Consider the following 25,859-nt stretch of genomic DNA (forward strand, 5'->3'; position numbering starts at 1 on the left):
CATTATTAAAACTCACCTAAAAGTTTGCATTAAGCAATTATTCTCAATTGAAATTCCTTCATATCATATATAATATTAAATACTGCTTGGTCTCTGCCATCAATGACGTAAAAAAAGAGCTTCGGAAAATCCGAAGCTCTTTTTCTTATTTCCTATTTTACTACGATATTAACTAATTTATTAGGAATAGCAATTATCTTAACGATATTTTTGCCATCTGTAAATTTCTTAACTTTTTCATCAGTTGTAGCCATTTTTTCTAAATCATCTTTAGAAGTTCCTGTAGCAACTTTAATCTTGTCTCTAAGTTTACCATTGACTTGTAAAATGATTTCAACTGTATCAGAAACCAATTTCTTTTCATCATAAGTAGGCCATTTAGCGTAACTGATTGATTCATCGTGACCAAACTTACTCCAAAGTTCCTCCATCATGTGTGGAGCAATTGGTGCAAGCATCTTCACTAGACCTTCAGCGTAAGCCTTAGGCATTGTGTCAACCTTATGTGCTTCGTTAACAAAGACCATCATTTGAGAAATAGCAGTGTTAAAGTGTAAAGCATCAAAGTCTTCAGTTACTTTCTTAACTGTTTCATTATAAACTTTATCTAATTTACCGTCATTTTCCTTAGTTAAGAAGCCTTCACGAATTGTGCTGTAATCATCATCATTAATGAATAAGTTCCAAACACGATCCAAGAATTTAGCTGAACCTGACAAGCCATTTTCTGACCAGGCAATTGAAGCATCCAATGGACCCATGAACATTTCATAAGTTCTCAAAGTATCAGCACCGTATGATTCAACGACATCATCAGGGTTAACGACATTACCTTTAGACTTAGACATCTTTTCATGACCCTTGCCTAAAATCATTCCTTGATTAAATAATTTTTGGAATGGTTCTTTAGTTGGGACAACACCCAAATCATATAATACCTTGTGCCAAAATCTTGCGTATAACAAGTGCAAGACAGCATGTTCAGCTCCACCAATATACAAGTCAACTGGTAGCCATTGTTTCAATAAGTCATAATCAGCCAACTCTTTATCGTTATGTGGATCGATATATCTCAAGTAATACCATGAAGAACCAGCCCATTGTGGCATCGTATTAGTTTCACGTTTACCTTTACGACCATTTTTATCCACAACATTTACCCAATCAGTTAAATTAGCAAGTGGACTTTCACCAGTACCTGAAGGTTTGATATCTTGATCAGCTGGTAATTCCAATGGCAATTCATTTTCTGGAACTAATGAAGTCGTTCCATCTTCCCAGTGAATGACAGGGATTGGTTCACCCCAATATCTTTGACGTGAGAAGACCCAATCACGAAGACGATAGTTAACTTTTTTCTTACCAAAGCCTTTATCCTCAAGATATTCAACCATGCGATCGATAGCATCTTTTTTGTTCAATCCATCCAAGAAATCAGAATTAATATGTTTGCCATCACCAGTAATGGCACCGTCATCAAGATTTCCTTCAATAACTTGTTTCATTGGTAAATTGAATTTCTTAGCAAAAGCAAAATCACGATCATCATGAGCAGGAACGGCCATAACGGCACCTGTACCATAAGTTACCAAGACATAATCAGAAATCCAAATTGGAATTCTGTCGCCATTGACAGGATTAGTAGCGTAAGCTCCTGTGAAGACTCCGGTCTTTTCATCATTCAAATCAGTTCTATCAAGATCTGACTTGTGTGAAACTTTTTCTTTATATGCATCTACAGCTGCTTTTTGTTCAGGAGTAGTAATCTTATCAACTAAATCATGTTCTGGAGCTAAAGTCATGTATTGAACTCCAAAAACAGTATCTGGTCTAGTTGTGAAGACATCGATTTTATCGTCAAAACCAACAACTGGGAAAGTGATTTGAGCACCAACTGAGCGACCAATCCAATTTCTTTGTTGTTCTTTGATACTTTCTGGCCAATCGATATCATCAAGGTCATCGATCAATCTGTCTGCATAAGCTGTAATCTTTAGCATCCATTGACGCATTGGTTTTCTAATAACTGGGAAACCGCCACGCTCTGTTTTGCCATCGATAATTTCCTCATTAGCCACAACTGTACCTAAATCTGGAGACCAGTTAACTGGTACTTCTGCTTCATAAGCGAGACCTTTTTTGTACATTTGTTCAAAGATCCATTGTGTCCACTTATAGAACTTAGGATCAGTTGTTTGTACTTCACGATCCCAATCGTAAGAGAAGCCTAATGAATTGATTTGACGCTTGAAGTTTTGAATATTTTTTTCTGTGAAGTCAGCAGGATTGTGACCCGTATTCAAAGCATATTGTTCAGCTGGCAACCCAAAAGCATCGAAGCCCATTGGATGCAAAACATTATATCCTTGTGCAAGTTTCATTCTGGCAACAATATCTGTTGCTGTGTATCCTTCAGGGTGACCTACGTGAAGTCCTTGTCCTGATGGGTATGGGAACATATCCAAGGCATAAAAATTCTTTTTCTTTGGATCATTAGTTGTTCTAAAAGTATCGTGTTCTTTCCAATACTTTTGCCATTTTTTCTCTACGGTATTGTGATTGTACATATTTTTCCTCCTATACAAAAAAAGTCCCATGATTATATAATCATAGGACGAGTTATCGCGTTACCACCTAAGTTCCGCACTAAATAAGTACGACTCTTGAAATCCTTAACGAGGATCATTCGCAGTCGCTTACTGAAGTTCGGCAACTAAATCAGTGGACGAGTTCGAAAATAGAAATCTATGCATTCACATCCCCATGCACTTTCTGAGAAGCATTTCTATTATCTACTATTTCCGTTGTTTTACATTCTATACCAATAATGATTGACCGACAACCAATAAATCTGAATTTAAGTTATTTAATTGTTTAATATTGTCAATCGTTGTTCCTGCTTGTGAAGCAATTGAATCAATTGTATCGCCACTTTGAACAGTTACAGTATCATTATTTTTATTTCCTGAATCGTTATTATCATTTGAATTATAATCATTTTGCACATCGATTGAAGATGTATCGGTCGTATCGTCAGAAGCAACATACTTTTTAACTCCATTGCGTTCATCTTGAACAATAACTGGAGCTTGTTGAGTTCCATAAGCGTCTGAAACATTCCCTGTATCAACAATTTTATCGTTGTCATTAGAACTATTGGTATTCGTAGTATTTGCCAAATTCGTCAACGATGCAGCTTGAGTTGTCTGTGTGGCGTCATTGCCAATAATCTTTTTAATCGTCAAAGTCTTGCCTGGATAAATATAATTATCAGTCTTCAAATTATTCAAACTCATCAAACTGTTCTTATCTATATTAAATTTATCAGCAATTGATTGAACAGTATCGCCTTGACTGACAGTGTATGTCTGATCCTTATCTGAAAGATTAGTATCAAATTGAGTCAAATCGTACTTTTCAATCATACTATTCAATTTATCAGCATATGTTGTATCGGTTGCATAACGGCCTGTTAAAAATTTTGTAGCATCTTTATAAGAATCAGTGTTACTCTTCCAAGCTCCAGCGTATAATTGTGAATTTTCTGAAGTACCGCCACGAATTAAACTGACGTAGTCTTCCAAAGACTCTTTGTATGAAGGATATTTTCTAAAATTAGAACTAATTGAATAAAGATTACCTGTTCCATCATCTTCTTGAGTACCCATATTAACAGATGAATCCTTGTAACTTCCCTTGATACCAAAGAGATTATAGTTTGGCGAACTTGCTAAGCCACTAGTTCCCCAACCGCTTTCAACCATGGCCTGAGCAATCATAACTGACGCATACAGGTCATTGTTAGAAGCTAATTTACGAGCCGAATTACCAATATAATCAAGAAATTGCTCATCACCGACACCAGTGGAACTTACGGGAGTAGTAACTGCCGCTGAATTTTGTGATATTAAATTGCTGACCGACAAAGCCTCAGCCTTAACTGGCGTTGGCGCAGAAATACTAGTAATTTCAGCTACGGCAGTGCCGACAAAAACACTAGACCCCAAAATTGTCATATTTCGACGTAAATTTGCGTTCTTATTTTTTTTATTATTTAATTTAGTCAAACGACTATCTTCGATTTTGCGCTCACGACGTGTTATAACCATAAGTATCTGCTCTCCCTCAAAATCTTTATACTTTATTATATTTCTTAACAAAAACTTAAACAATAGAGAGATCAAAAATTATGAAAATATTTGCAAAAATAACTATCCTAAATATACTTTTACTGGTCGCCTTTTGCTTTTGGAGCTTGAATGTAGCTCTAAAAACAACTTTAATCAAAAACTTCGACATGACTTTAATTAGGCAAATCTATCATGCAAATGACCTGACGCTTACTTTCTTCCGACAAGTTACCAATATTGGTGACACCTATCAAACCATTACAATAGCAGCGATTATTTTTATCATATTAATAATTAAAAAATATAACTATGCTGCCATTTTTCTAGTCTTAAATAAGGTCGTCGTTGCTGGACTCAATAGTTTGATCAAACTGATCGTTCAAAGACCACGCCCTGAACATCATCATTTCGTCTATGCCGGAGGTTATAGTTTCCCCAGTGGACATTCTGCCAGTTCATTTGCTTTATACATTTCAGTACTGATAATTAGTTTATTTATCTTCAAAAAAATCAGCATCAAAATAATTATCAGTATGATTGCCATTTTGTTGGTTATTTTGGTTGGTTACAGTCGAATCTTTTTAGGTGTCCACTATCCTAGCGATGTCCTCGGTGGCTACCTCTTAGCGGCTACAATCCTAACTTTCAATACTCTATTATTTAGCATGAAGGATTTTTTTATTCTTCAACTCAAAGGCATTAAGAATTAATCCCACTACTAATAGTACAAGAGAAGCGACGTAAATATTGTGCAATCCTGAAAAAAGAATTTGTCGCATTTTGGGTAAAAGCTGATGTGGCAAGGAACTAGCCGTTTGTGGATCAATCAATTGATTCATCATATCGACTGTAATATTTTTGTTTTCTGCAGCCCCTTTGGCTAAAGCTGTATTCAAAACGATTCCATAAACTGAAACCATCATCGATTGACCAATAGTCCGCAACAACGTATTAAAACTCGTTGCCACTCCAACATTTTCTGGGTCGACAACCGTTTGGGCTGTGACAGTAGTTGTGGTAATCGTTAAACCAAAACCTAGACCTGCAATCCCTGCTAAACCGCAGAAGTACCAAAATGGCGTGCTGGCATTTGCTAACAATAACAAACCATTAGCAATGGCTAAGAAAAAGAGACTGATATAAATGACACGATTAGGTGCCATTTTTTTTATCAACGTACCAGCCCAGAATGAACCCAAAATCCAAACTATGGAACTAGGTGTGACAGCAAATCCTCCCATTGAAGGGCTTAATCCTAGTAGACCTTGCATCCAAGTTGGGATATAAGCTTCAAAACCAATCAAGAAACCACTAACCAAAAGTGCTAAAACATTTTGAATAACAAAAGTTTTATTTTTAAATAGCTCTAAAGGTAAAATTGGATCACTAACATGTTTTTCAACTTTGATAAACACAAAGATTGAAATAATCGAAACTAAAACTAAACCTATTGGCAACATTGGATTAGTGCTACCAATGTATTGAAGTGCCAACATCAATGGCAAAAGAACCAAAATCAACAAAATTGTACCTGAATAGTCAATTTTTATTTTTTCATGTTCTCTCTTGTCTTCTTTAAAGAAGAACCAAATCAAAGCCATAGTCAATAGACCAACTGGCAAGTTAATCAAGAAAACCCAGTGCCAGCTTAATTGTTCAACAATAAAACCACCTAATAATGGCGCAATAATTGCAGCAATTCCCCACGCGGAACCATTGAAACCAAGGATTTTAGCTCTTTTTTCCAGTGGATAAATGTCAGCGATAATCGTAAAAGTCAAAGGCTGAATGGCACCAGAACCAATACCTTGAATCACCCGAGCTAAAATCAATGTCAACATCGAGTTCGACATCGCACAAAGAGTCGAACCAATAACAAAAATAACTAAACCTATCAAAAGAATCGGTTTTCGTCCAATAATATCTGATAATTTTCCATAAATAGGCGTAGCTACCGCCGTCATCAGCAAATAAATTGAAAAGACCCAGTTCATTAAACTGACGCCATGCAAACTTCCAATAATTGTTGGCATCGCCGTCGAGACAATCGTCCCCTCAATTGCTGTCATAAATGTCGCAATAAATACCGCGATAGTGACAATTACAACATTCGATTGATTTTTTGGTGCCATTAAATAATTCCTCCCATAAAAAAAAGAGACGCTTCCTAAAGTTTACCTTTAAGAACGCCTCTGTAATCACCGATTAAATATGTAAGAAGTTCTTGATATCATCAACTTTATCAAGTTTTTCCCATGGTAAATCGATATCTGTACGTCCGAAGTGACCATATGCGGCCGTCTTCTTATAAATTGGTCTTTGTAAATCAAGCATTTCAATGATACCTAGTGGACGAAGATCAAAGAACTCATTGATACATTTTTCAATTTGTTCTTCAGAAAAGTCACTAGTACCAAATGTATCAACGTGAATTGATACAGGTCTTGCCACACCAATAGCGTAAGCAATTTGAATTTCAACCTTTTCAGCAACACCGGCAGCTACAAGGTTTTTAGCGATGTATCTGGCAGCGTAACTAGCTGAACGGTCAACTTTAGTAGCATCCTTACCTGAGAAGGCACCACCACCATGACGAGCAAAACCACCGTAAGTATCAACGATAACTTTACGTCCAGTTAGACCAGAATCCCCTTCTGGTCCACCGATAACAAAACGACCTGTTGGATTAATTAAAATCTTAGTCTTGTCATCCATCATGTTTGCTGGAACTACTTCATCAATAACATATTTCTTGATGTCTTTTTTAACTTGATTCAGACTAGCCTCAGCTTTATGTTGAGTACTCAAAACAATTGTATCAACACGAACTGGATGATCGTTTTCATCGTATTCGATAGTTACTTGTGACTTAGCATCTGGCATCAAGTAATCAATTGTTCCGTTCTTTCTAACTTCAGCAGTCTTTCTCATTAACTTATGAGCCAGTGAAATTGGCAAAGGCATGAACTCTTTAGTTTCATTTGTTGCAAAACCAAAAACAAATCCTTGATCACCGGCACCAATTTGGTCCAATGGATCAATATCTTTGTTGTTGTCACGTCTTTCTAGCGCGTCATCAACACCTTGAGCAATATCAGGTGATTGTTCATCAAGTGCGACTAAAATGGCACAGCTATTTCCATCGAAACCAGGATTTGAACCATCATAGCCAATATCAGTGATAGTCTTACGAACTACACTTTGAATATCGACATATGCTGAAGTTGAAATCTCACCAACAACTAATACAAGACCAGTTGTGACAGTTGTTTCGCAGGCAACACGTGCATCTTTATCCTTTGCTAAAATTGCATCGAGAATTGCATCACTAATTTGATCAGCAACTTTATCTGGATGTCCCTCTGAAACTGACTCAGAAGTAAATAAATAATTTTTTGACATAATTTCTTTCCACCTTTTCGGTTACAGGGCCTCTCCTTAAACAAAAAAAGGATCCCATCAGGAACCTTTTAATAGGTTAACACAAAACTAGACCATTTTCATGAAAAATCATGGTTTGACGTTAAACTTTTTCTACATTAATATTATTTTATACATCAAAGGAGTCACTATGGATAAGTTAAAATCTAAAAAATTATTATTAGCTTTGATTGAATTTATCAGTTACCATATCTTTCCGTTCCTTTTTATTTTCGTACATGGTCTCAACAATTATTCAATTCATGGTTTCTTAATCATCATGGTCGCAATGGTTGCCTTATATAAAGAATTCATTTTGACCTTGAATCCTAATAAATATTTTCACCTTCTATACAGTGCTATCTATTTATTATTAGCTATTTTATCAATTCATTCCTTAAACAACTTTGTTATGATTTTGATTTTTGCTCAATTAGTTTTCTTATACCTAATTCGCTACTTACCAAAGAATAGCGAAAATATTGCCTCTCTGATAGCTGATTTTATTGTCCCAAGCTTTATGTCAATTGCTTTAGCCTTCACTTATATGCACTTTATCTCAATAACTTTTATTGTTCCTTTATTGTTAGTAAATCTAGCAACAGTCTTAATTAATTATTTTGAAGGCGCAAAAACTGATTATATTGAATTGATCAGTATCTCTGGATTAAGTTTCATCCTATTTCTACTAGGTTATATCAGTCTTTGGACTGCTGTGGTTATCATAATTTTTGTCATGATTATGTCATTACTGAAAAAATACAAGAATTTTTCACAACCGAACCTTTTCTATCGCATCGTTGGAAATTTAATTTTAATTATTTAACCTTTAGAGTCCAAATACCGCATTTGGGCTTTTTTATTTCAAAATTTAAACAAAAAAACATCTAACCGAAGTTAGATGTTTTAAACTTTTGATGGAGGATACAGGGATCGAACCTGTGACCTCCTGCTTGTAAGGCAGATGCTCTCCCAGCTGAGCTAATCCTCCAAAAGTGACCCGTACGAGATTTGAACTCATGTTACCGCCGTGAAAGGGCGGTGTCTTAACCACTTGACCAACGGGTCATAATATTTATTTGTTTGTCGCTCTCTCAAGCACAAGAAATATAATACAATAATAATTAAGGTCTAGCAAGCTTTTTTTAAACTTTTTGAAACTTTTTTGAAAATTAGGAGGATAATGGATTTTGAACGTGCAAAATTACTTTGAAACATCTAAAACTATGGACTTGGCCCAAGACATGTTGGGACACAGTTTTACATATGATTCTAACCAAGGCCATTTCAAAGGTCTGATTGTCGAAACAGAGGCTTACTTAGGACCTATCGATATGGCTGCTCACAGTTACAATAGTCGCCATACCAAAGCAAACGATCCCCTTTACCAAGCTGGCGGTACTATTTACATTTATTCAATCCACAGTTGGTTAGATATGGATATCAGTATTCAAAAAGCTGGTACTCCAAATGGAATTTTAATTCGCGCACTACAGCCACTGGCAGGAATTGATTTGATGGAAGAAAACCGTGGCAAAACTGGTTTTGATGCAACTAATGGACCTGCTAAGTGGATGGCCGCCTTTGGTATCACAGACAAAACTTTATCAGGAACCGTTTTAAATGAAAACAATTTTGTTTTTTCAGACAAAAAAATTCAGACTCCAAAAGAAATATTAGCCACGCCAAGGATCGGCGTGAAAAATAAGGAGCCATGGACTTCAAAAAATATGCGCTTTATTGTAAAAGGAAATCCTTATGTTTCTAAATTGCCCAAGCGTGATATGAATTTAGATACTTACGGTTGGTTATAATTTGTCGCTACGAGCACGTAAGGCATAAAGAATGGCCACTGTATCGACTACTTCCTGGCATAAAGCTCCAATGATAGTTGGAATCAGTCCAAAAGCTGCAATTACCATTAAGGCAATACAGATAAATATACCTAACAAAACCGCTTCTTTAGCAATCCTCATTGTGTCGTGAGATATTTTTACCACGGTACTAACTTTACTGAGGTCGTCTTGTAAAATAACTGCATCAGCAGATTCACTAGCAGCATTGGCACCTTTATATCCCATTGCAATGCCGACATCAGCTAAAGCTAATGCTGGAGCATCATTTACTCCATCGCCGACCATTACAGTTGGATGGTAATCCTTATCTAGATTATCGATAATTCTTACTTTGTCAGCCGGTAAACTAGAAGGATAAGCTTTTGTTATTCCTACACTTGAAGCAACCATTTCGGTTGCTTCTTTTTTATCTCCAGAAATCATTAAAATATTCTGGATACCAAAATCTTTTAATTTTTGAATGGTCATTTTCGATTCTGGCCGAATTTGATCCAAAAGACTAAAACTGCCAGCATATTGATTATCAATTGATATATAAACACCAGAGCCTTTTACTTCTTCAACTTTTTGATCAGTTACAAAACTACCTTGACCAACTTTAACCTGGTGACCTTGAATTTTACCAACAATACCTTTAGCAGTGATTTCTTTCAAATCTTCAGCGTTATATAACGATAGATTATGTTCCTTAGCAAAATTGACAATGGCCTCAGCCATTACATGGCTTGAATTTTGTTCAAGTGAAGCCGCATAACTTAAAACAGTTTTCTCATCAAAGCCATTTGTTACCTGGAAATCATCAACAACTAATTTTCCCATGGTAATGGTTCCTGTCTTATCGAACGCTACCGTTTTAGCAGCATTTAGTTTTTCCAAAGCCGTTCCCGATTTAACTATAATGCCGTTACGGCTGGTACGACTCATACCCGAAACAAAGGCAATTGGAGCCGCTAAGATCAAAGGACATGGTGAAGCAACAACTAGAACCTGAGCAATTCTTACCGGATCTTTTGAAATATACCAAGCTAATCCAGCAATAATATAAGCAATCAAAGTGAAAGGAACCGCATAACGGTCAGCTAGTCTGACAAAATGTGCTGGATGAGTCTCTGATTCCTTAACTAATTTAACAATTGCTTGATATTCTGAATCAGCTGCAATTTTTTCTGCTTTTATCTTAAAAGGATTTTCGCCATTAATTGAACCAGACATAACAGAGGTTCCAGTCGTGACATTAACCGGAACTGATTCACCAGTCAAAGAAGATTCATCGACTTCGGAATTCCCTTCAATGACTATTCCATCAACTGGCACTTGTTCTTTTGGACGAACCAGTAACTCGTCCCCCACTTTAACATCATCAATCTCAACATCGACTAAATCATTTTTAGAAACTAAATGAGCTTGTGAAGGAGTATTATCCAGCAATGATTTTAATTCACTTTTAGCCTTATTAGCAGCGTACTCCTCTAAAGTATCTCCACCAGTCAGCATTAGTAACACGATCCAACCAGCCCAATATTGCCCTAAAACAATTGTGGCAACAATAGCTGTAATTGCCAAAAGGTCAATTCCAAAATTACCAGATTTAAGAACTTTTATCATATCGATAAACATAATCAATGCTAATAAAAGTCCTAAAATACTAATTATCAATTGTGCATAATATGGTAAATGGAAAATGAATTCTAAAACTGCGGCAATGAAACCAATGGTCAAAGTACCATATAATTTGATTTTGTCAGAGTTCATAAAATCACAATCCTCTCTAATTCTTCTTTCTCAATCAAAGTATAACCGGTCTCTCACAAAAGATAAAGTATTAAGCTGGAATAATTCTCATTTAGGTTTCATTTTTATATTATTTTCAAATTAGTCTACATCAGTGGTTTTGTTAGCAAGGTCAATAAATAGATTGAGTACCAATTAGCAGAATTATCAAAAAATAGTTTAAAAAATAGTCATATCATGAATTTGATATGACTATCCCTAGTATGATTTAATTTATCAATCGATAAAACGATTATCTAACCAATTTATCCCAGATAACAACTTTATTTTGTTTTAAAGATTTTTGAACATCAATGATTCTTTGATTAGAAGAACCACGAAATTGCAGAGTTAAATCTTTCTTACGCAACAAAAAACGACCATCAACTAGAATGTCTAATAATGATAATAATTCCAATTTATCATTTGATTCTTTCATCATCTCGTCCCATGAATAACCAGTCCATGACCAAATATCTTTGCTATGACCAAATTCTTTCCGGATTCGTTTACATAACGATAAACAAACTTCCGTATTCAAAAATGGTTCTCCACCTAAAAGAGTTAACCCCTGAACATAATCATGATCTAGGTCCGTTATAATCTTATCTTCAAGCTCTTTTGTATAGGGCTTGCCGTAACGGAAATCTTGAGCCGCAACGTTATAACACCCTGGGCATCTAAAAAGACAGCCCGATACATATAGACTGCATCGAACCCCTTCCCCATCAACAAAATTAAAAGGCTTGTAATCAGCAATCCTCTTAAGACTGTGGTCCTTGCTTAACCATTCTTTGGGAGTCGGATTGTTTGGCTCTCTCATATTTTGCCGCATGCTGTATCATCTCCGAAGTCATATTTTTTCTACGTGAAGCTATTTCTACGTGACGACCATGAATCATTGGTCTTTGTTGAGGATTACCAAGATACCCACAAGTCCGTTTGACCACATCACAAGTTAAAGGATCGTGATTTCCACACTTTGGACAAACGAATCCTCGAGCAGTTGCTTTAAATTCACCCTTGAAACCACATTCAAAACACTGATCAATTGAAGTATTAGTTCCTAAATAACCAACGTGATCATAAGCCCAATCCCAAACAGCTTCTAATGCCTTAGGATTTTGACGCAAGTTTGGATATTCGCAGTAATGAATAAATCCTCCAGAAGCATACTTTGGAAAAACCTCTTCAAAAGTCAATTTTTCAAATGGATTGGGGTGTTTGCGAACATCGTAGTGAAAACTATTCGTATAATATTCTTTTTCAGTAATATTAGGGACCGAGCCAAATTTGTCCAAGTCATCTCGACAAAAAGTATCCGTCAAAGATTCAGCTGGAGTTGAATAAAGACTATAGTGATATCCACTAATTTGAGCCCATTGATGACATTTTTGACTTAAGGCCTTAACGATACTTTCAGCAAAATCATGTGCTTCTTGATTGTTTTCCCATTTATCTCCATAGAACTCGGTACAAACTTCATAAAGACCAATGTAACCTAAAGAAACCGTAGCTCGTTGATTTTTAAAGAGTTCATCTATTTTGTCAGTCTTTTTCAAACGTTTGCCAAAGGCTCCATACATATACAATAACGGAGCATTTTCAGGTTTAACCTGTTTAGTTCGCTTGATTCGATACTCCAAGGCTATGTGACAAAGTTGAATTTTTTCTTCAAATATTTCCCAAAATAAGGTTTTATCACCATTTGATTCTAGGGCAATCCTAGGCAAATTAACCGTTACAACGCCAAGATTCATTCGCCCTGAATTAACTTCTTTACCAGTCTCATCTTTCCAACCTTGTAAAAACGAGCGACAGCCCATCGGAGTTTTAAAACTACCTGTAATTTCTTTGATTTTGTCGTACATCAAAAGATCAGGATACATTCTCTTGGTTGAACATTCTAAGGCCAATTCTTTAATATCATAGTTTGGATCACTGGGATTAAGGTTTAAGCCTCTTTTAATCGTAAAAGTCAATTTTGGAAAGATAGCCGTCCGATGTTCCTTACCTAATCCCTTGATTCTAATTTTCAAAATTGATTTTTGGATTTCACGTTCGATCCAATTAGTTCCTAATCCAAAATTAATGGTCGTAAAAGGCGTTTGGCCTTGAGATGAATAAAGCGTGTTGATTTCATATTCCAAGGCTTGCATTGCATCATAAATATCCTTTTTCGTCTTTTCACGCGCAAACTCATCTTGTTTATTTTTAGGAACCCATTTCTTAGCATCACTTAAATGTTTTTGAAAATTTATTTTTGCGTAAGGTGCCAATAGTTGATCAATTCGATTAGCTGAGCAGCCTCCATATTGTAACGACGCTACATTAGCAATTATTTGCGACATCTGAGCTGTTGCCGTTTGAATCGATCTTGGAGAAGATACCCAAGCATTGCCAATTTTAAAACCATTCTTGAGCATTTCATCAAAATCAATCAAACAACAATTAGTTTCAGGAGTAACCGGAGAATAATCTAAGTCATGCCAGTGAATGTCGCCACGTAAATGAGCTTTGGCCACTAATTCTGGCAACATCTTTAATCCCAATGCTCGACTAGTTACTCCAGCCTCTAAATCACGTTGCGTATTAAAAACATTACTGTCCTTGTTAGCATTTTCATGAATCACATCAGCATTGCGCTTGAATAATCGCCCAATATTTTCTTGAACATTAGTAGCATGTGCAAACTTGGCTTGATCGCCTTGAAAATATTCTTCATATTGATTGGCCTGCTTTTCTTTTAATGAATTGAAAATAAACTCATGAATCTTAGTCGTTAAAATCAAACTATCATTTTCAAAATAATGGAGGAAATCCATTTCTAATTTAGATTTTTCTTCACTGCTTAGACCTAGTTTGTCCAAAATAAATCTAATCTTATAAGGATAAAATTTAGTTATCACGCCACTTCTTTTCTTAACTGATTTTTCTTTTAATTTATCCAATGGCTCTTCCATGCTTACTCCCCCAAATTCAACTTGCTAAAACATTTACTGAAGTTATTCTACAAAAAAAATCATAAAAAAACAAGACTGCCAAATACAATATGGTGTGGTATATAACACACGCATACTATATATAGTAGTCTAGAATCATTTTTTATAAATTTATAATTATATAACTGTGTTCTTACGTCGTTGCATCAATCGCTAAAACAGTAGTAGCAACCCTTTTAGGATCAATTCCCAAAAATAACTATTTTATATCTTGTAACGTTGTAATGGCTTTTTACTCTTTTCCACGAGCAAAATAAAAAGTTGTAGCTGCATAAACAAAGACGATAGCAGTAATGAAGATATGTACGCCATAAAGGATGCCGATATCTGGTCCATCAGTAATATGATTGTTGAAGAAACCTAAAGCATTGATTTTAGTAAAGAAACTGACAAAATAAATCGTTGTCATATAAACTAATTGTTGCGATACATTACCAACACATGATAACTGATACTTGATTAAAAAAGCTCGTTCAGAATCGATATCTGCTTTGTGATACAAATTATCATTTAAAATCCGATTGTCATCTCCAACAAAGACAGAACAAAAGAACAGGCCGATAAAGTACGTATAATCAAATAGCGCCAAAATTAATCCCAGCAATAACAGAGGATAACGCAATGATTGAAATTTTTTAAGAAAGATAGGTCCTAACTGAAAACCTACTAAATAAATCGTATAAATTAAGATCAAACTATTGAATCCAAAGCGAATCGTACTATCAAAAATTGCATACAACATCACGTAATTCATCACGACGCCACGATTAATGGCAACTAAACTCACTGGAAATATTTTTCTGTGAATATCTATTTGATAATAGGCTAAAAATAAGAATAAGACGATGGCTGCTAAACTAATTAATAAATCAATCGAATTAGAAACAGCTTTTAAGCGAGTATAACGAATAATAAAAATCAACATAACTAAACTGGCTAAAAGTATCAATTTGAAAAGTGAATTAACCTTGAATTTAGGTTTTCGTTCAATCCCTTGATAAAAAGTCAATCGATGAGTTACTTGTAAGCCTCCAACCATGGAAGCAAAGAACAAGAAGGCTAATAAGATAAATGACAGATTCAAAAATTTCGTCTTTGAGGCAATCAATTGTACGATCAACAACAAAATAACTGTTAAAACAACTGACAAGGTGTGCATTCGATTGAACTTAAATTCTTTATCCATCTGACCTCTTGACCTTACTGTCAAATAATATGGCCAAATCCAACTCGAAGCTAGACCTAAGAATATTCCTCCAAGAATACCAAAAACAGGATGACTGGCTCCTAAAATAAAAAGAGAACCAATGACTCCCAATAAACTAGACATTGCCAACATGGTTGAAGCAGGCAACGTTATGAATGTCGTTACAAGCATCCCTAAAGCTCTAAATGTATAAAGCATTAGGAAAGGCAAAGCATAGGCAAATACACTCTTATTTTGATTATATAAGGTCAAACAGAAAAAATATGGTATTGCAACTCCAGCGTTGGCCAAAAGGTCCAAAACGCCTTCGTTAAATATACTCGTTATTCGCTTCATTATTTTTTTCACCTAGAATTAATGTCTTTAAATATTTTAACAGATATAAGGAAAAAATGATTCCAGAGACATCAGTTTTTTCATTAATTCCTCTACTTGGTAACAAATAATATCAAAAAAAGCTTCACTAATTCAAAAAAGAATTAATGAAACTTCATATTATTTAACGTGAACTAAATTATCAGCAACTAAACGTTCAGCAATTTGAACCGTGTTCCAAGCTGCACCCTTAAGCAAGTTGTCAGAAACAACCCACATATTAAAAGCACCGTCATTTTCCAAATCTGGACGAATCCGTCCTACAAAAGTATCACGACTATTAACTGCATTGATTGGTTGTGGATAAACCTGATGCTTAGGATCATCTTGTAAGACTGCTCCTGGAGCTTCTTTAATCAACTGTTGAATTTTTTCAGTCGTAGCTGATTTATCTTCAACTTCAATATAAATAGATTCACCGTGACTGATAGGAACTGGAACTCTGACACAAGTAGCTGTAACTTTGATTTTTGGTGAATTCATATCGCCCAACATAATCTTCTTAGTTTCATGAATCATTTTCCATTCTTCATGAGAATAAAGATTATCTTCCAAGACGTCGATTTGTGGCAATAGGTTGAAAGCTAAAGGATAATGTTCCTTATCGCCCTTAGTTGGAAAAATGTCTGCTTTCATGTCTTTACCATCAAGGTAATCTTGGGCCTGAGTATACAATTCATTCAAAGCACTTTGCCCTGCGCCACTGGCAGCTTGATAAGTTGAAACAATGATTTGCTTCAAGCCAAAGGCTTTTCTGATTGGTTCTAGAGCCACCATCATCTGAATCGTGGAACAATTAGGATTGGCAATTATTCCATGATGATTATATAAAGCAGCTTCATTAACTTCAGGTACAACTAATGGTACATCTTTTTCCATTCGAAAAGCACTCGTATTATCAACACAAACGGCTCCGCGTTTTACAGCTTCGGGTAAAAACTTTTTAGAAACAGCTCCACCTGCTGAAGCTAAGACCAAATCGACTCCATCAAAGGACTCTGGTTTAGCTTCTTCAACGGTGACTTCTTGTCCCTTAAATTGTAATTTTTTACCAGCTGAACGATACGAAGCTAGTAACTTAACTTGTTTAACTGGAATAGTCGACTGTTCCAATTGTTGAATCAAACGTGTCCCAACAGCTCCTGTGGCACCTAAAATTGCTACTGTATATTCATCACTCATAAATAACTCATCCCTTAATTCAAATTTATAAACTCTCTGTAAACTTTCTTAAACGTTTCATAGCTTCTTTAATATCTTCCATGGATGAAGCATAGGAAATTCTGAAATGACCTTCGCCACCCTCACCAAAGGCAACTCCTGGAGTAACTCCAACGAGACCCTCTGTTGCCAATTTATCGGCAAATTCAATTGAAGTTAAATGGAATTTTTCTGGAATCTTTGAAAAGGTATAAAAAGCACCCTCAGGGGTTTTTGTTTCATACCCCAAATTGTTTAATTGCTCAACTAAGTAATCACGACGTTCTTGGTAAACTTTCTTCATTGCAACTGGATCGTCGATTCCATTTTCCAAAGCTTCTTGTGCAGCGAACTGAGCCGGGTTAGAAGGTGCTGTAACCGTAAAGGCATGCATCTTTCCAGCTTGGGTAATGAAATCTTTAGGACCGGCTACGTAACCGATACGATACCCTGTCATTGCATGTGATTTTGATAGACCATTAATCAAAAGTGTTTTTCCAGGTAATAATTTGGCTAAAGAAATATGTTTATGACCATAAGTCAATTCGGCATAGATTTCATCAGAAATAACGAACATATTCTTATCCTTAACGACATCAACTAGTTCTTGCAATTGAGCTTGCGAATAAACAAATCCTGTTGGATTACCAGGGAAATTAAGCATTAGGGCTTTGACCTTATCAGGTCCTTCTTCTTCAATAACTTCTTCTAATTTTTTACCTGTTAAACGAAAACCATCAGCTGTGGTATTAACTTGGACGGGAATTCCACCAAGAATCTTTACGATAGGAATGTAAAGAGCAAATGTTGGTGTAGGAATAATTACCTTATCGCCAGGATTAATAATGGCAGCAAGTGAATCAAAGATTGCTTCAGTAGCACCAATTGTCACTATAATTTCAGTTGCCGGATCATATTGTAAGTCGAATTGCTTATCCAAATACCCAGAAATAGCTTTACGTAAACTTAGAAAGCCCGTTTGGTCAGAATAATGCGATTTATTCTCTTTAATACTTTCAATGGCGGCATTTTTTACATGTTCTGGAACATTGAAATCTGGTTCGCCTAAAGTCAATTTAATCAAACCAGGGATTTTTGCAAATTTTTCAGCAAAGATTCTAATTTGTGATCTTCCCATTGGGGCAAGGGTCTCATTTACTACATTTTTTACTGATGAATCTAATTCTGGCATTGTGCAACACTCCTTAAAATTAATAATAATCTAATTCTATAACAAACTCCGTCAAATTATTAGAGCTTTTGTAATTTTTTTAAATAATTTCTAAATGATTTGTTCTAAACCAATTACTAGTTGGTTTCGTTTCATAACTTCATGGATTGCTAATTTAACGCCAGTCATAAATGATTCACGGTCGCTTGTACTTTGAGAAATCGTCAATGTTTCACCGACGCCGCCAAAGATGACCTCTTCATCGGCTACAAAACCTGGCAAGCGAAGTGCATGAATCTTAGTTCCATGATAATCTCCACCTCTTGTATGAAGTGGATCTTCACTACTATGTTGTTCTTGATCTTTACCTCGAGCTTGATAAATCAAGCGAGCCGTATTCATGGCCGTACCAGAAGGTGCATCGATTTTATCTTCATGATGCTTTTCAACAATTTCTGATTCCGAGAAATATTTTGCAGCTACCTGCGCAAATTTCATCATTAAAACAGCTGAAAGTCCAAAGTTTGAAGCAATAATTCCACCTAATTCTTTTGAATCAGCCAATTTTTTTAATTCAGAAGTTTGATCTTCACTCATTCCACTAGTTCCAATCACAGGTCGAATCCCCTGTTCGATTGCAAATTTAGTATTTTCAAAAACAGCACTTGGAACTGAAAAGTCAATCCAAATATCAGCTTCAATATTAATATCAGCTAATTTATTAAACACTTTGACATCATCCGATAATCCATAGGTTTTCGGATCAAGATCAGTAATAATTGAATTATATCCAGCAACTAGTTGCATATCAGACGCTGAATTGACCATATTGACAGCCTTTTGACCCATTGAACCATTGAAACCAGAAATAATAACTTTTATCATACGAAAGCTCCTATAAATCTAATTTTTTGAATAAAATATTTTTTTCTTCATCATTCAAAGAAACAATTGGCAAACGACAGCCACCAACTTCATAACCCAACTGGTTCAAAGCTGCCTTAACAGGCGATGGTGATGGATACATAAATAAAGCACTCATTTTAGGAGTTAATTGACGTTGAATCTTGCCAGCAATTTGATAATTTCCTTCATCAAGATCCTTATACATCTCTGTCATTTCGTTTCCATAAATATGAGAAGCTACAGAAACAACGCCATTAGCACCAATCACCTTAGCAAACAAAGCTTGAGCATCTTCACCACTGTAAACTGCAAAATCTTTATCGGTATGTTCAACAATGTATTCCAAATCTTCCAGGGTATTGCACTGCTTAACTCCAGAAATATTGCTATTTTGAGCTAATTTAACGACGGTTTCTTTTTCCATCAAGACGCCTGTTCGACCAGGAATGTTATAAATCATAATTGGTAAAGGTGAATTCTTGGCAACTGTTTCAAAATGGGCAATCATCCCTCGTTGATTAGGCTTGTTGTAATAAGGAACTACTACTAAAGCCATATCAATACCATCAATTTTTGACAATTTATTAATAAAATCAATCGTCTGTTCTGTATTATTACTGCCGGCACCCGCAACTATTGGAACTCGGTGATCTACAATCTTAACGAACTCTTGATATAAGTCTAATTTTTCTTTTTCAGTTAAAGTAGGAGTTTCACCAGTCGTTCCACCAATGACGAATCCTTGGCTTCCTGTAGCCAATAAATGCTCTGTCAATTTCTTTAGAGCTTTATAATCTACTTCTCCATTTTGTGCAAATGGCGTAATAATAGCCGTCATCAAATCAACATCGTTAAACATTTATTTCTCCTCCAAATTCATTCGATAATTTAAAAAGCCAACCATTGCTTTGACTCCTTGTTCAATCGCCTCTTCGTGAGGCAAAAAGTCAGCTGAATGTAAAGCACCAGGGCTTTCCACCCCTAGCCAAAACATTGTTCCGGGAATTTTATTCAACAAATATCCAAAATCTTCACCTGTCATAGCTGGAGCTGTCTCTTCAAAATCAACAGCTTTATTTTGTTGCATATATTCGATAAAACGTTTAGTCAAAACTGGATCGTTTTCAACTGGGTAATAACCGCCCTGATTGAAATTGATTTTGATTGAACAATTAAATGACTTCTCCAAGCCTTCAGCAATTTCGGAAATCCTTAAACGCAAGTATTCAATCATACTTTGCGTCAAACCTCGAATCGTTCCTTCTAAATGAACTTTACCAGCGATAACATTTCTAATTACACCGGCTTCAATTTTTCCAAAAGTAATTACTCCACAACGAGTTGGATCAATATTTCGTGAAATAATAGTTTGAACTTGCTCAATGAAATTAGCAGCAATAACAATCGAATCATTAGCTAGCTGTGGATATGCAGCGTGACCGCTTTTTCCTTTAATATCAACATTTACTTCCGTTGTCCCGGCAAACAAAGTACCGTTACGACAACCTATAACGCCAGTTTTTAATTGGGCATTATCGTGCAATCCATAAAATTCATCGACCTGGAAACGTTTAGAAAAAGCTCCCAAATCATAAGCTTTTCTACCGCCGCTTTGACTTTCTTCGGCTGGTTGAAAGAAGAATATCAAATTATCCTTTGGTTGATGCTCAGCATAATAACTTAGAATGCCTAAAGCCACGGTCATATGAATATCGTGTCCACAGGCATGCATCACACCCTTTGTTTGAGATGCATATTTTAAGCCGTTTGTTTCGTTAACAGGCAACGCATCCATATCACAGCGATAACCGATATTTCTCTTAGGATTGCTCCCTTTTATCAACACCAACAGAGCAGTTGGAAGTTCTGGTAGCTCTTTAATTTCCATATTGACTTGAGAAAATTTACTTATCACTTGTTTGAGGTAGTCATGCGTTTTGAATTCTTCTAATGAAAGTTCTGGAATCGTATGTAAATGACGTCTAATATCAATTAATTCAGTTTCACTTAAGACCATGATTATAACTTCCTTAAAGTACTCTCTATTTTTGTCTTATCAGTTGTTTTTTGATCTTTTTCTTTAAGAATCTTAGCAGGAACACCAGCAACGACGGTTCCACTGGCAACATCTTTGGTAACGACGGAACCAGCACCGATAACAGCATCATCGCCAACTTGAATTCCCTCTAGAACAACTGCATTGGCACCAACTACAACATTGTTGCCGATTCTAACTGGTTGAGCTGAAGCTGGTTCAACGACACCGGCTAAAACGGCATTAGCACCAATATGTGAATTTGTTCCAACGATTGCACGACCACCGAGAACAGCTCCCATATCAATCATTGAGTCATTTCCAATTTCAGCACCGATATTGATAACAGCACCCATCATGATAACTGCTCCATCACCAATTTCAACTTGATCTCTAATGATTGCACCTGGTTCAATTCGTGCATTGATGTTCTTGATATCAAGCATCGGTACGGCTGAATTTTGGGCTATTGTTTCAACATAATAATCGGTTAATTTATTTTGCTCTAAAATAGGATAGATTTTTTTAAAATCACCAATAATAATTGCTAAATCATTGCTTTTAAAAACATTTACTTCTGAAGGAAAACTTATTTTAGTAACATCCCCTTGTAAATAAACTTTGACTGGGGTCGTTTTTTTTGAATTTCCAATAAAATTAATAATTTCTTCTGCACTCATTTTTGACATCTAATTTTCCTCCAATTAATAATCACAATCTAAACTAATTAAATCTTGATAAGTTTCGCGCTTAACCACTAACTTGGACTGACCATTTTCAACAAAGACAACTGCGGGTCTAGGATTGCGATTATAATTCATCGCCATTGAATATCCGTAAGCCCCAGTATCTAAAATTGCTAAGATATCGCCAGGTTTTGTCTTTGGCAAAGCTTGCTTATCAATTAAGATATCACCAGACTCACAATATTTGCCAGCGATATGAGCAGTTTCTACATCTTTTTCATCCATCTTATTGGCAACGACTGCTTCATATTTAGCTTGATATAAGGCTGGACGAATATTATCTCCCATGCCGCCGTCGACTGAGACATATGGTAGATGCTGAGGAATATCTTTTCTAGAGCCTATCGTATAAAGCGTGTAGCCACTAGCACCAACAATCGAGCGTCCAGGTTCAATCCAAATCTCTGGAACATTTTCATCAGATTTTTTTAATTCAGCAGCAATTTTAGAAATAAACTCTGAAGCTGAAATTGGGTCGTCATCTTGGTTGTAGCTGATTCCAAAACCACCGCCTAAGTTAATAACTTGAGGCCAATAATTAAATTCTTCCTTTAATTGTTTAGCGATTTCCATCATCTTCTTGGCCAACATAATGAAGCCTTCAGTACCAAAAATCTGTGAACCAATATGAGCATGGATTCCTAATAAATTCATCTGCTTATTATTTAAAACCGCCTTAGCAGCTTGACTAGCTTGACCAGATTCAACATCAAAGCCGAATTTACTATCGGTCTGACCAGTTTGATCGTATTTATGCGTGTGAGCTGAAATACCAGGGGTCAAACGCAGCATCACATTTACGGACGCATTATTACTTTGTAAAACATCTGACAATAATTCTATTTCGTGAAAGTTATCTAGAATAATTACACCGATATGATTTTTCACAGCCATTTCCAACTCGGCATAGGACTTATTGTTACCATGAAAACTTATCTTATCGCTTGGAAAGCCTGCTTCAAGAGCGGTGAATAACTCGCCTCCAGAAACTACATCGATATGAGCATTTTCCTGTTTCATAACTTGGTAAATGGCTTTAACTGCGAAAGCCTTGCTAGCATAGCTGATTTGATAATTTAAATCATTTTCTTCAAAAGCAGCTTTAAATTTTCTTATTTGGCTACGAATCATTTCAATATCAAATACATAAAGCGGCGTACCATATTTTTTGGCTAAGTCAACGCTATCCACGCCGCCAATAATCAAATGTCCATTTTTGCTGGTCAATTCATTTCTTATCATCTCAACTACTCCTTTTTACCAAATAAAAAAGGATCTCTTTGCATATAACAAAGAGATCCACACGATATCTGCATCAATTTTGTCATAAGCTCAACGTGACTGACAGTTTAGCCACGACAGTCCGTATTCTTTTGTTAATACGTCCCAGCTCGCTAAATTCTGTAAAATTTAGTGCTTCGGCAATCTTCCCTTTCAAATAAGTTCTTAGCTCTTACAGAAGCTCCCTCATTTACTGATGTTGATTGCGACCTCTTTTATTGGTATTAAGATTATAACAACACTCATTATTCGTCAAGCCAAATTAGTAATATTCTCATATTTCTAATATTTTAATTTTTTTTCTTGTCATGACAGCAAAAAATGGTACACTCATCATTAAAATCTATTTAATTTTTAGAGGTGTATTTTATGAAGGTCATCAAGTTTGGGGGCAGTTCTCTTGCAACCGGTGAACAATTTGACAAGGTCATTAAGATTATTAATGAAGATTTTGAAAGAAAAGTTATCGTTACATCGGCTCCAGGTAAACGCTTCGCAGGTGATACAAAAGTTACCGATCTTTTGATCGACTATGCAAAAACAGTTATCGCCCACGAAGATTATACAAACTATATAAAAGAAATTATCTCAAGATATCATGAAATCAGTGACCACTTTCAACTTGACGATAAAGTTATTCAGAAATTAAAGAAAAAACTGACTGACCTAGCAAAAGCCAAATATTCAGATGAAGAACACCTAATGGCCACATTTAAAGCTCACGGGGAATTTTTAAATGCCATTTTACTAAGTGAAATTTTAAATAAAGAAGGAATCAAAGCTAAATTTGTTGACCCTAAAGATGCAGGTATTATCGTTCATGGTCAACCTAATGACGCCGATATTTCACCAGAAACATATTTAAATCTAGACAAACTGTCTCTTCCTAAAGATAGTCGTTTAGTCTTTCCAGGCTTTTTCTGTTACAACCAAAAAGGAGAAATTTATACTTTCTCAAGGGGCGGCTCAGATATCACTGGAGCAATGCTCAGCAAAGGATTGCATGCCGATATGTACGAAAACTTCACTGATGTCGATGCAATTTATGCAGCCAATAACCACGTAGTTAAAAATCCCCAGGCAATCAAAAAAATGTCTTATCAAGAAATGCGTGAATTATCATATGCCGGCTTTTCGGTTTTCCAAGACGAAGCCATTATCCCAGCTATTCAAGGTCAGGTACCTGTTAACGTTAAAAATACTAACAATCCTGCAGCTGATGGTACCTTGATCGTTCCGGAACAATTTTTATTCAACCCATCCAATCAAATTACCGGAATCGCTTGTTCAAAAAGATTTTCAGCTTTATACTTACATCGTTATTTGCTAAATAAGGAAGTGGGCTTTACTCTTAAACTACTGAAAATTTTTTATAAGTACGGCATTTCTTATGAACACATGCCATCTGGAATTGACGATTTGACTGTCATTTTTGACCGGTCTAAGCTTAACAAGACTACCATTGAGCATTTATGTCACGATGTCAAAGAAGTCTTACAACCCGATTATTTGGAATGGATTGATGATTATGCAATTATTATGGTGGTAGGCGAAAGTATCGCTCATAATGTTAATACTCTTGGTGAAATCATTGATTCCTTAACTCAAAATAATATTGCAATTCATATGATTAACCAAGGCGCTTCACGGATTTCAATCATGATTGGTGTTCAAGAAGCTGATGCAGATGATGCTGTCAGACAGATTTATAAAACTTTTTTTAATTAACTGAGGTGATCAAATTGGTAAAACTACTCAAGGTCCATGGTTCTGAAAATAAATTTTTTATCCTCGACCAAACTTTACTGGAAAAAGCTTTGAATGATGAAGAACTAAAAAGATTAGCAATCAACTTGTGCCAGGATGTCTTAGATGGTGCTGATGGTCTTTTGGTAATCGACACTAGTGAAAATTGCTTAGGCAAAATGCGAGTTATTAATGCTGACGGCAGTGAAGCTAAGATGTGTGGCAATGGATTGAGGACTGTCAGTCGTTATCTTTGCGAAAAATATCACTTGGAAGATTTCAAAGTTGAAACGATGTCGGCAGATTTAAGCGTGTCTAAAGCTGACGATTTTTATGAAAACGTTCCAGCCTTTAGCGTTGAAATTTCGCCAATTAGTTTCCAAAAAGATACATTACCATTCGCCTATAAAGATTTAGATCAAATGATTGATGAACACGTACCAGAATTTCTACCTGACCAAAGTTTTTCTGCCGTTGCTGTTCCTAATCCGCACTTGATTAGCTTCGTTCCTGAAGTTAGTCAATTAGAATTGGGTGATTTGGGACAAAGATTGAATCGGAAAAATCCTTATTTCCCAGAAGGTGTCAACGTCAGTTTTGCACAGATTTTGAACACCAATAAATTATTTGTACAAACTTACGAACGTGGCGTTGGTTTTACTAATGCTTGTGGCACCGGGATGTCAGCAACTAGTTTGATGTTTGCAATGCTTCACTCTGACCAATTTGACCCTGAAAAAGATATTGAGGTTTATAATCCTGGTGGAATGGTCAAAACTCATATTACTTTGGAAAGTCAGCCAGAAAACAGTCAAATCAGATTGATCGGTAACGCTACCTTTACTCACGAATTGGAAGTTCCTGAAGATGAACTTCATCAAAATAAATTACAAACGATTCAAGTAACCATTACTGGCGAAGAAGATAATTATCGACAATTTGTTAACAGTATCAATAATAAAAATTAGATATAAAAAAAAGACTTTCGAGAACTTAATCTCAAAAGTCTTTTTT

The 25,859-nt window shown here is 35.7% G+C and carries 20 protein-coding genes, 2 tRNA genes, 2 riboswitches and 1 other annotated feature; of the genes, 5 read left to right on the top strand and 17 right to left on the bottom strand.

Going from position 1 to position 25,859, the window contains the following annotated elements:
* Positions 1-152: 152 nt before the first annotated feature.
* Together leuS and FHL06_RS04280 are read right to left on the bottom strand one after the other, a co-directional pair.
* Positions 153-2,567, bottom strand: a complete 2,415-nt coding sequence (gene leuS, locus FHL06_RS04275) for a leucine--tRNA ligase (RefSeq protein WP_153385005.1) — start codon at positions 2,565-2,567, stop codon at positions 153-155.
* 40 nt (positions 2,568-2,607) lie between these two features.
* Positions 2,608-2,818 (bottom strand) — a binding site (T-box leader).
* A complete protein-coding gene (locus tag FHL06_RS04280) occupies positions 2,817-4,109 on the bottom strand; it encodes a glucosaminidase domain-containing protein (protein ID WP_153385006.1) in 1,293 nt (430 codons plus the stop codon). Its footprint overlaps the feature before it by 2 nt.
* An 80-nt stretch (positions 4,110-4,189) precedes the next feature.
* Between FHL06_RS04280 and FHL06_RS04285 the strand changes: the two genes are divergently transcribed.
* The gene (locus FHL06_RS04285) at positions 4,190-4,840 is read left to right on the top strand and encodes a phosphatase PAP2 family protein (protein WP_153385007.1); all 651 of its coding nucleotides are present in this window, start codon (positions 4,190-4,192) and stop codon (positions 4,838-4,840) included.
* Here FHL06_RS04285 and FHL06_RS04290 read toward each other — a convergent pair.
* Together FHL06_RS04290 and metK are read right to left on the bottom strand one after the other, a co-directional pair.
* Positions 4,787-6,262 (bottom strand): MDR family MFS transporter, encoded by a 1,476-nt coding sequence (locus tag FHL06_RS04290; protein WP_153385008.1) that lies wholly within the window; start codon positions 6,260-6,262, stop codon positions 4,787-4,789. The two genes, FHL06_RS04285 and FHL06_RS04290, sit on opposite strands and share 54 nt — an antisense overlap.
* 73 nt (positions 6,263-6,335) lie before the next feature.
* Entirely contained in the window at positions 6,336-7,532 is a 1,197-nt protein-coding gene (metK, locus tag FHL06_RS04295) for a methionine adenosyltransferase (protein ID WP_153385009.1), read from the bottom strand.
* A riboswitch (SMK box riboswitch) is annotated at positions 7,530-7,609 on the bottom strand. (Overlaps the previous gene by 3 nt.)
* 92 nt (positions 7,610-7,701) lie before the next feature.
* Here metK and FHL06_RS04300 point away from each other — a divergent pair.
* The gene (locus FHL06_RS04300; RefSeq protein WP_153385010.1) at positions 7,702-8,376 is read left to right on the top strand and encodes a hypothetical protein; all 675 of its coding nucleotides are present in this window, start codon (positions 7,702-7,704) and stop codon (positions 8,374-8,376) included.
* A gap of 92 nt (positions 8,377-8,468) precedes the next feature.
* Here the strand turns inward: FHL06_RS04300 and FHL06_RS04305 are convergent.
* Positions 8,469-8,541: transfer RNA gene (locus FHL06_RS04305), tRNA-Val, on the bottom strand.
* A 5-nt stretch (positions 8,542-8,546) separates the two neighbouring features.
* Positions 8,547-8,618 (bottom strand) — tRNA-Glu (locus FHL06_RS04310).
* Between the two features lie 128 nt (positions 8,619-8,746).
* Here FHL06_RS04310 and FHL06_RS04315 point away from each other — a divergent pair.
* Positions 8,747-9,364 carry a DNA-3-methyladenine glycosylase gene (locus tag FHL06_RS04315; protein WP_337692528.1) on the top strand — a complete coding sequence of 206 codons (618 nt, stop codon included), beginning with the start codon at positions 8,747-8,749 and terminating at the stop codon, positions 9,362-9,364.
* On the opposite strand, the gene FHL06_RS04320 is transcribed toward FHL06_RS04315, so the two are convergent.
* From FHL06_RS04320 to lysA, 11 genes are all read right to left on the bottom strand, one after another.
* The gene (locus tag FHL06_RS04320) at positions 9,359-11,158 is read right to left on the bottom strand and encodes a heavy metal translocating P-type ATPase (RefSeq protein ID WP_153385012.1); all 1,800 of its coding nucleotides are present in this window, start codon (positions 11,156-11,158) and stop codon (positions 9,359-9,361) included. The two genes, FHL06_RS04315 and FHL06_RS04320, sit on opposite strands and share 6 nt — an antisense overlap.
* A 271-nt stretch (positions 11,159-11,429) precedes the next feature.
* Positions 11,430-12,011, bottom strand: a complete 582-nt coding sequence (gene nrdG, locus FHL06_RS04325) for an anaerobic ribonucleoside-triphosphate reductase activating protein (protein WP_153385013.1) — start codon at positions 12,009-12,011, stop codon at positions 11,430-11,432.
* Positions 11,941-14,139, bottom strand: coding sequence for an anaerobic ribonucleoside-triphosphate reductase (gene nrdD / locus FHL06_RS04330; protein ID WP_153385014.1), 2,199 nt, complete (start codon positions 14,137-14,139; stop codon positions 11,941-11,943). The genes nrdG and nrdD overlap by 71 nt, the downstream gene beginning before the upstream one ends.
* 271 nt (positions 14,140-14,410) lie before the next feature.
* Positions 14,411-15,721 carry a hypothetical protein gene (locus FHL06_RS04335; RefSeq protein WP_153385015.1) on the bottom strand — a complete coding sequence of 437 codons (1,311 nt, stop codon included), beginning with the start codon at positions 15,719-15,721 and terminating at the stop codon, positions 14,411-14,413.
* Positions 15,722-15,880: 159 nt separating this feature from the next.
* Positions 15,881-16,942 (bottom strand): aspartate-semialdehyde dehydrogenase, encoded by a 1,062-nt coding sequence (locus tag FHL06_RS04340; protein WP_153385016.1) that lies wholly within the window; start codon positions 16,940-16,942, stop codon positions 15,881-15,883.
* 25 nt (positions 16,943-16,967) lie between these two features.
* Positions 16,968-18,152 carry an aminotransferase class I/II-fold pyridoxal phosphate-dependent enzyme gene (locus tag FHL06_RS04345; RefSeq protein ID WP_153385017.1) on the bottom strand — a complete coding sequence of 395 codons (1,185 nt, stop codon included), beginning with the start codon at positions 18,150-18,152 and terminating at the stop codon, positions 16,968-16,970.
* Positions 18,153-18,242: 90 nt separating this feature from the next.
* Complete coding sequence (dapB, locus tag FHL06_RS04350; RefSeq protein ID WP_153385018.1) at positions 18,243-19,016, bottom strand: 4-hydroxy-tetrahydrodipicolinate reductase; 774 nt, start codon at positions 19,014-19,016, stop codon at positions 18,243-18,245.
* A 10-nt stretch (positions 19,017-19,026) separates the two neighbouring features.
* Entirely contained in the window at positions 19,027-19,896 is an 870-nt protein-coding gene (gene dapA, locus FHL06_RS04355) for a 4-hydroxy-tetrahydrodipicolinate synthase (RefSeq protein WP_153385019.1), read from the bottom strand.
* On the bottom strand, positions 19,897-21,054 hold the full coding sequence (locus tag FHL06_RS04360; protein ID WP_153385020.1) for an N-acetyldiaminopimelate deacetylase: 1,158 nt from the start codon (positions 21,052-21,054) through the stop codon (positions 19,897-19,899).
* Positions 21,055-21,056: 2 nt separating this feature from the next.
* Positions 21,057-21,761: a 2,3,4,5-tetrahydropyridine-2,6-dicarboxylate N-acetyltransferase gene (dapD, locus tag FHL06_RS04365; protein ID WP_153385021.1), complete on the bottom strand. Its 705-nt coding sequence runs from the start codon at positions 21,759-21,761 to the stop codon at positions 21,057-21,059.
* A gap of 15 nt (positions 21,762-21,776) precedes the next feature.
* Positions 21,777-23,060: a diaminopimelate decarboxylase gene (gene lysA, locus FHL06_RS04370; RefSeq protein ID WP_153385022.1), complete on the bottom strand. Its 1,284-nt coding sequence runs from the start codon at positions 23,058-23,060 to the stop codon at positions 21,777-21,779.
* 78 nt (positions 23,061-23,138) lie between these two features.
* A riboswitch (Lysine riboswitch) is annotated at positions 23,139-23,322 on the bottom strand.
* A 146-nt stretch (positions 23,323-23,468) separates the two neighbouring features.
* On the opposite strand from lysA, the gene FHL06_RS04375 reads away from it, so the two are divergent.
* Complete coding sequence (locus tag FHL06_RS04375) at positions 23,469-24,827, top strand: aspartate kinase (protein WP_153385023.1); 1,359 nt, start codon at positions 23,469-23,471, stop codon at positions 24,825-24,827.
* Positions 24,828-24,841: 14 nt separating this feature from the next.
* Entirely contained in the window at positions 24,842-25,813 is a 972-nt protein-coding gene (dapF, locus tag FHL06_RS04380; RefSeq protein WP_153385024.1) for a diaminopimelate epimerase, read from the top strand.
* Positions 25,814-25,859: the final 46 nt, after the last annotated feature.

The sequence above is a fragment of the Companilactobacillus halodurans genome (genome assembly GCF_009600985.1).
In the GTDB taxonomy this organism is placed as follows: Bacteria; Bacillota; Bacilli; order Lactobacillales; family Lactobacillaceae; genus Companilactobacillus; species Companilactobacillus halodurans.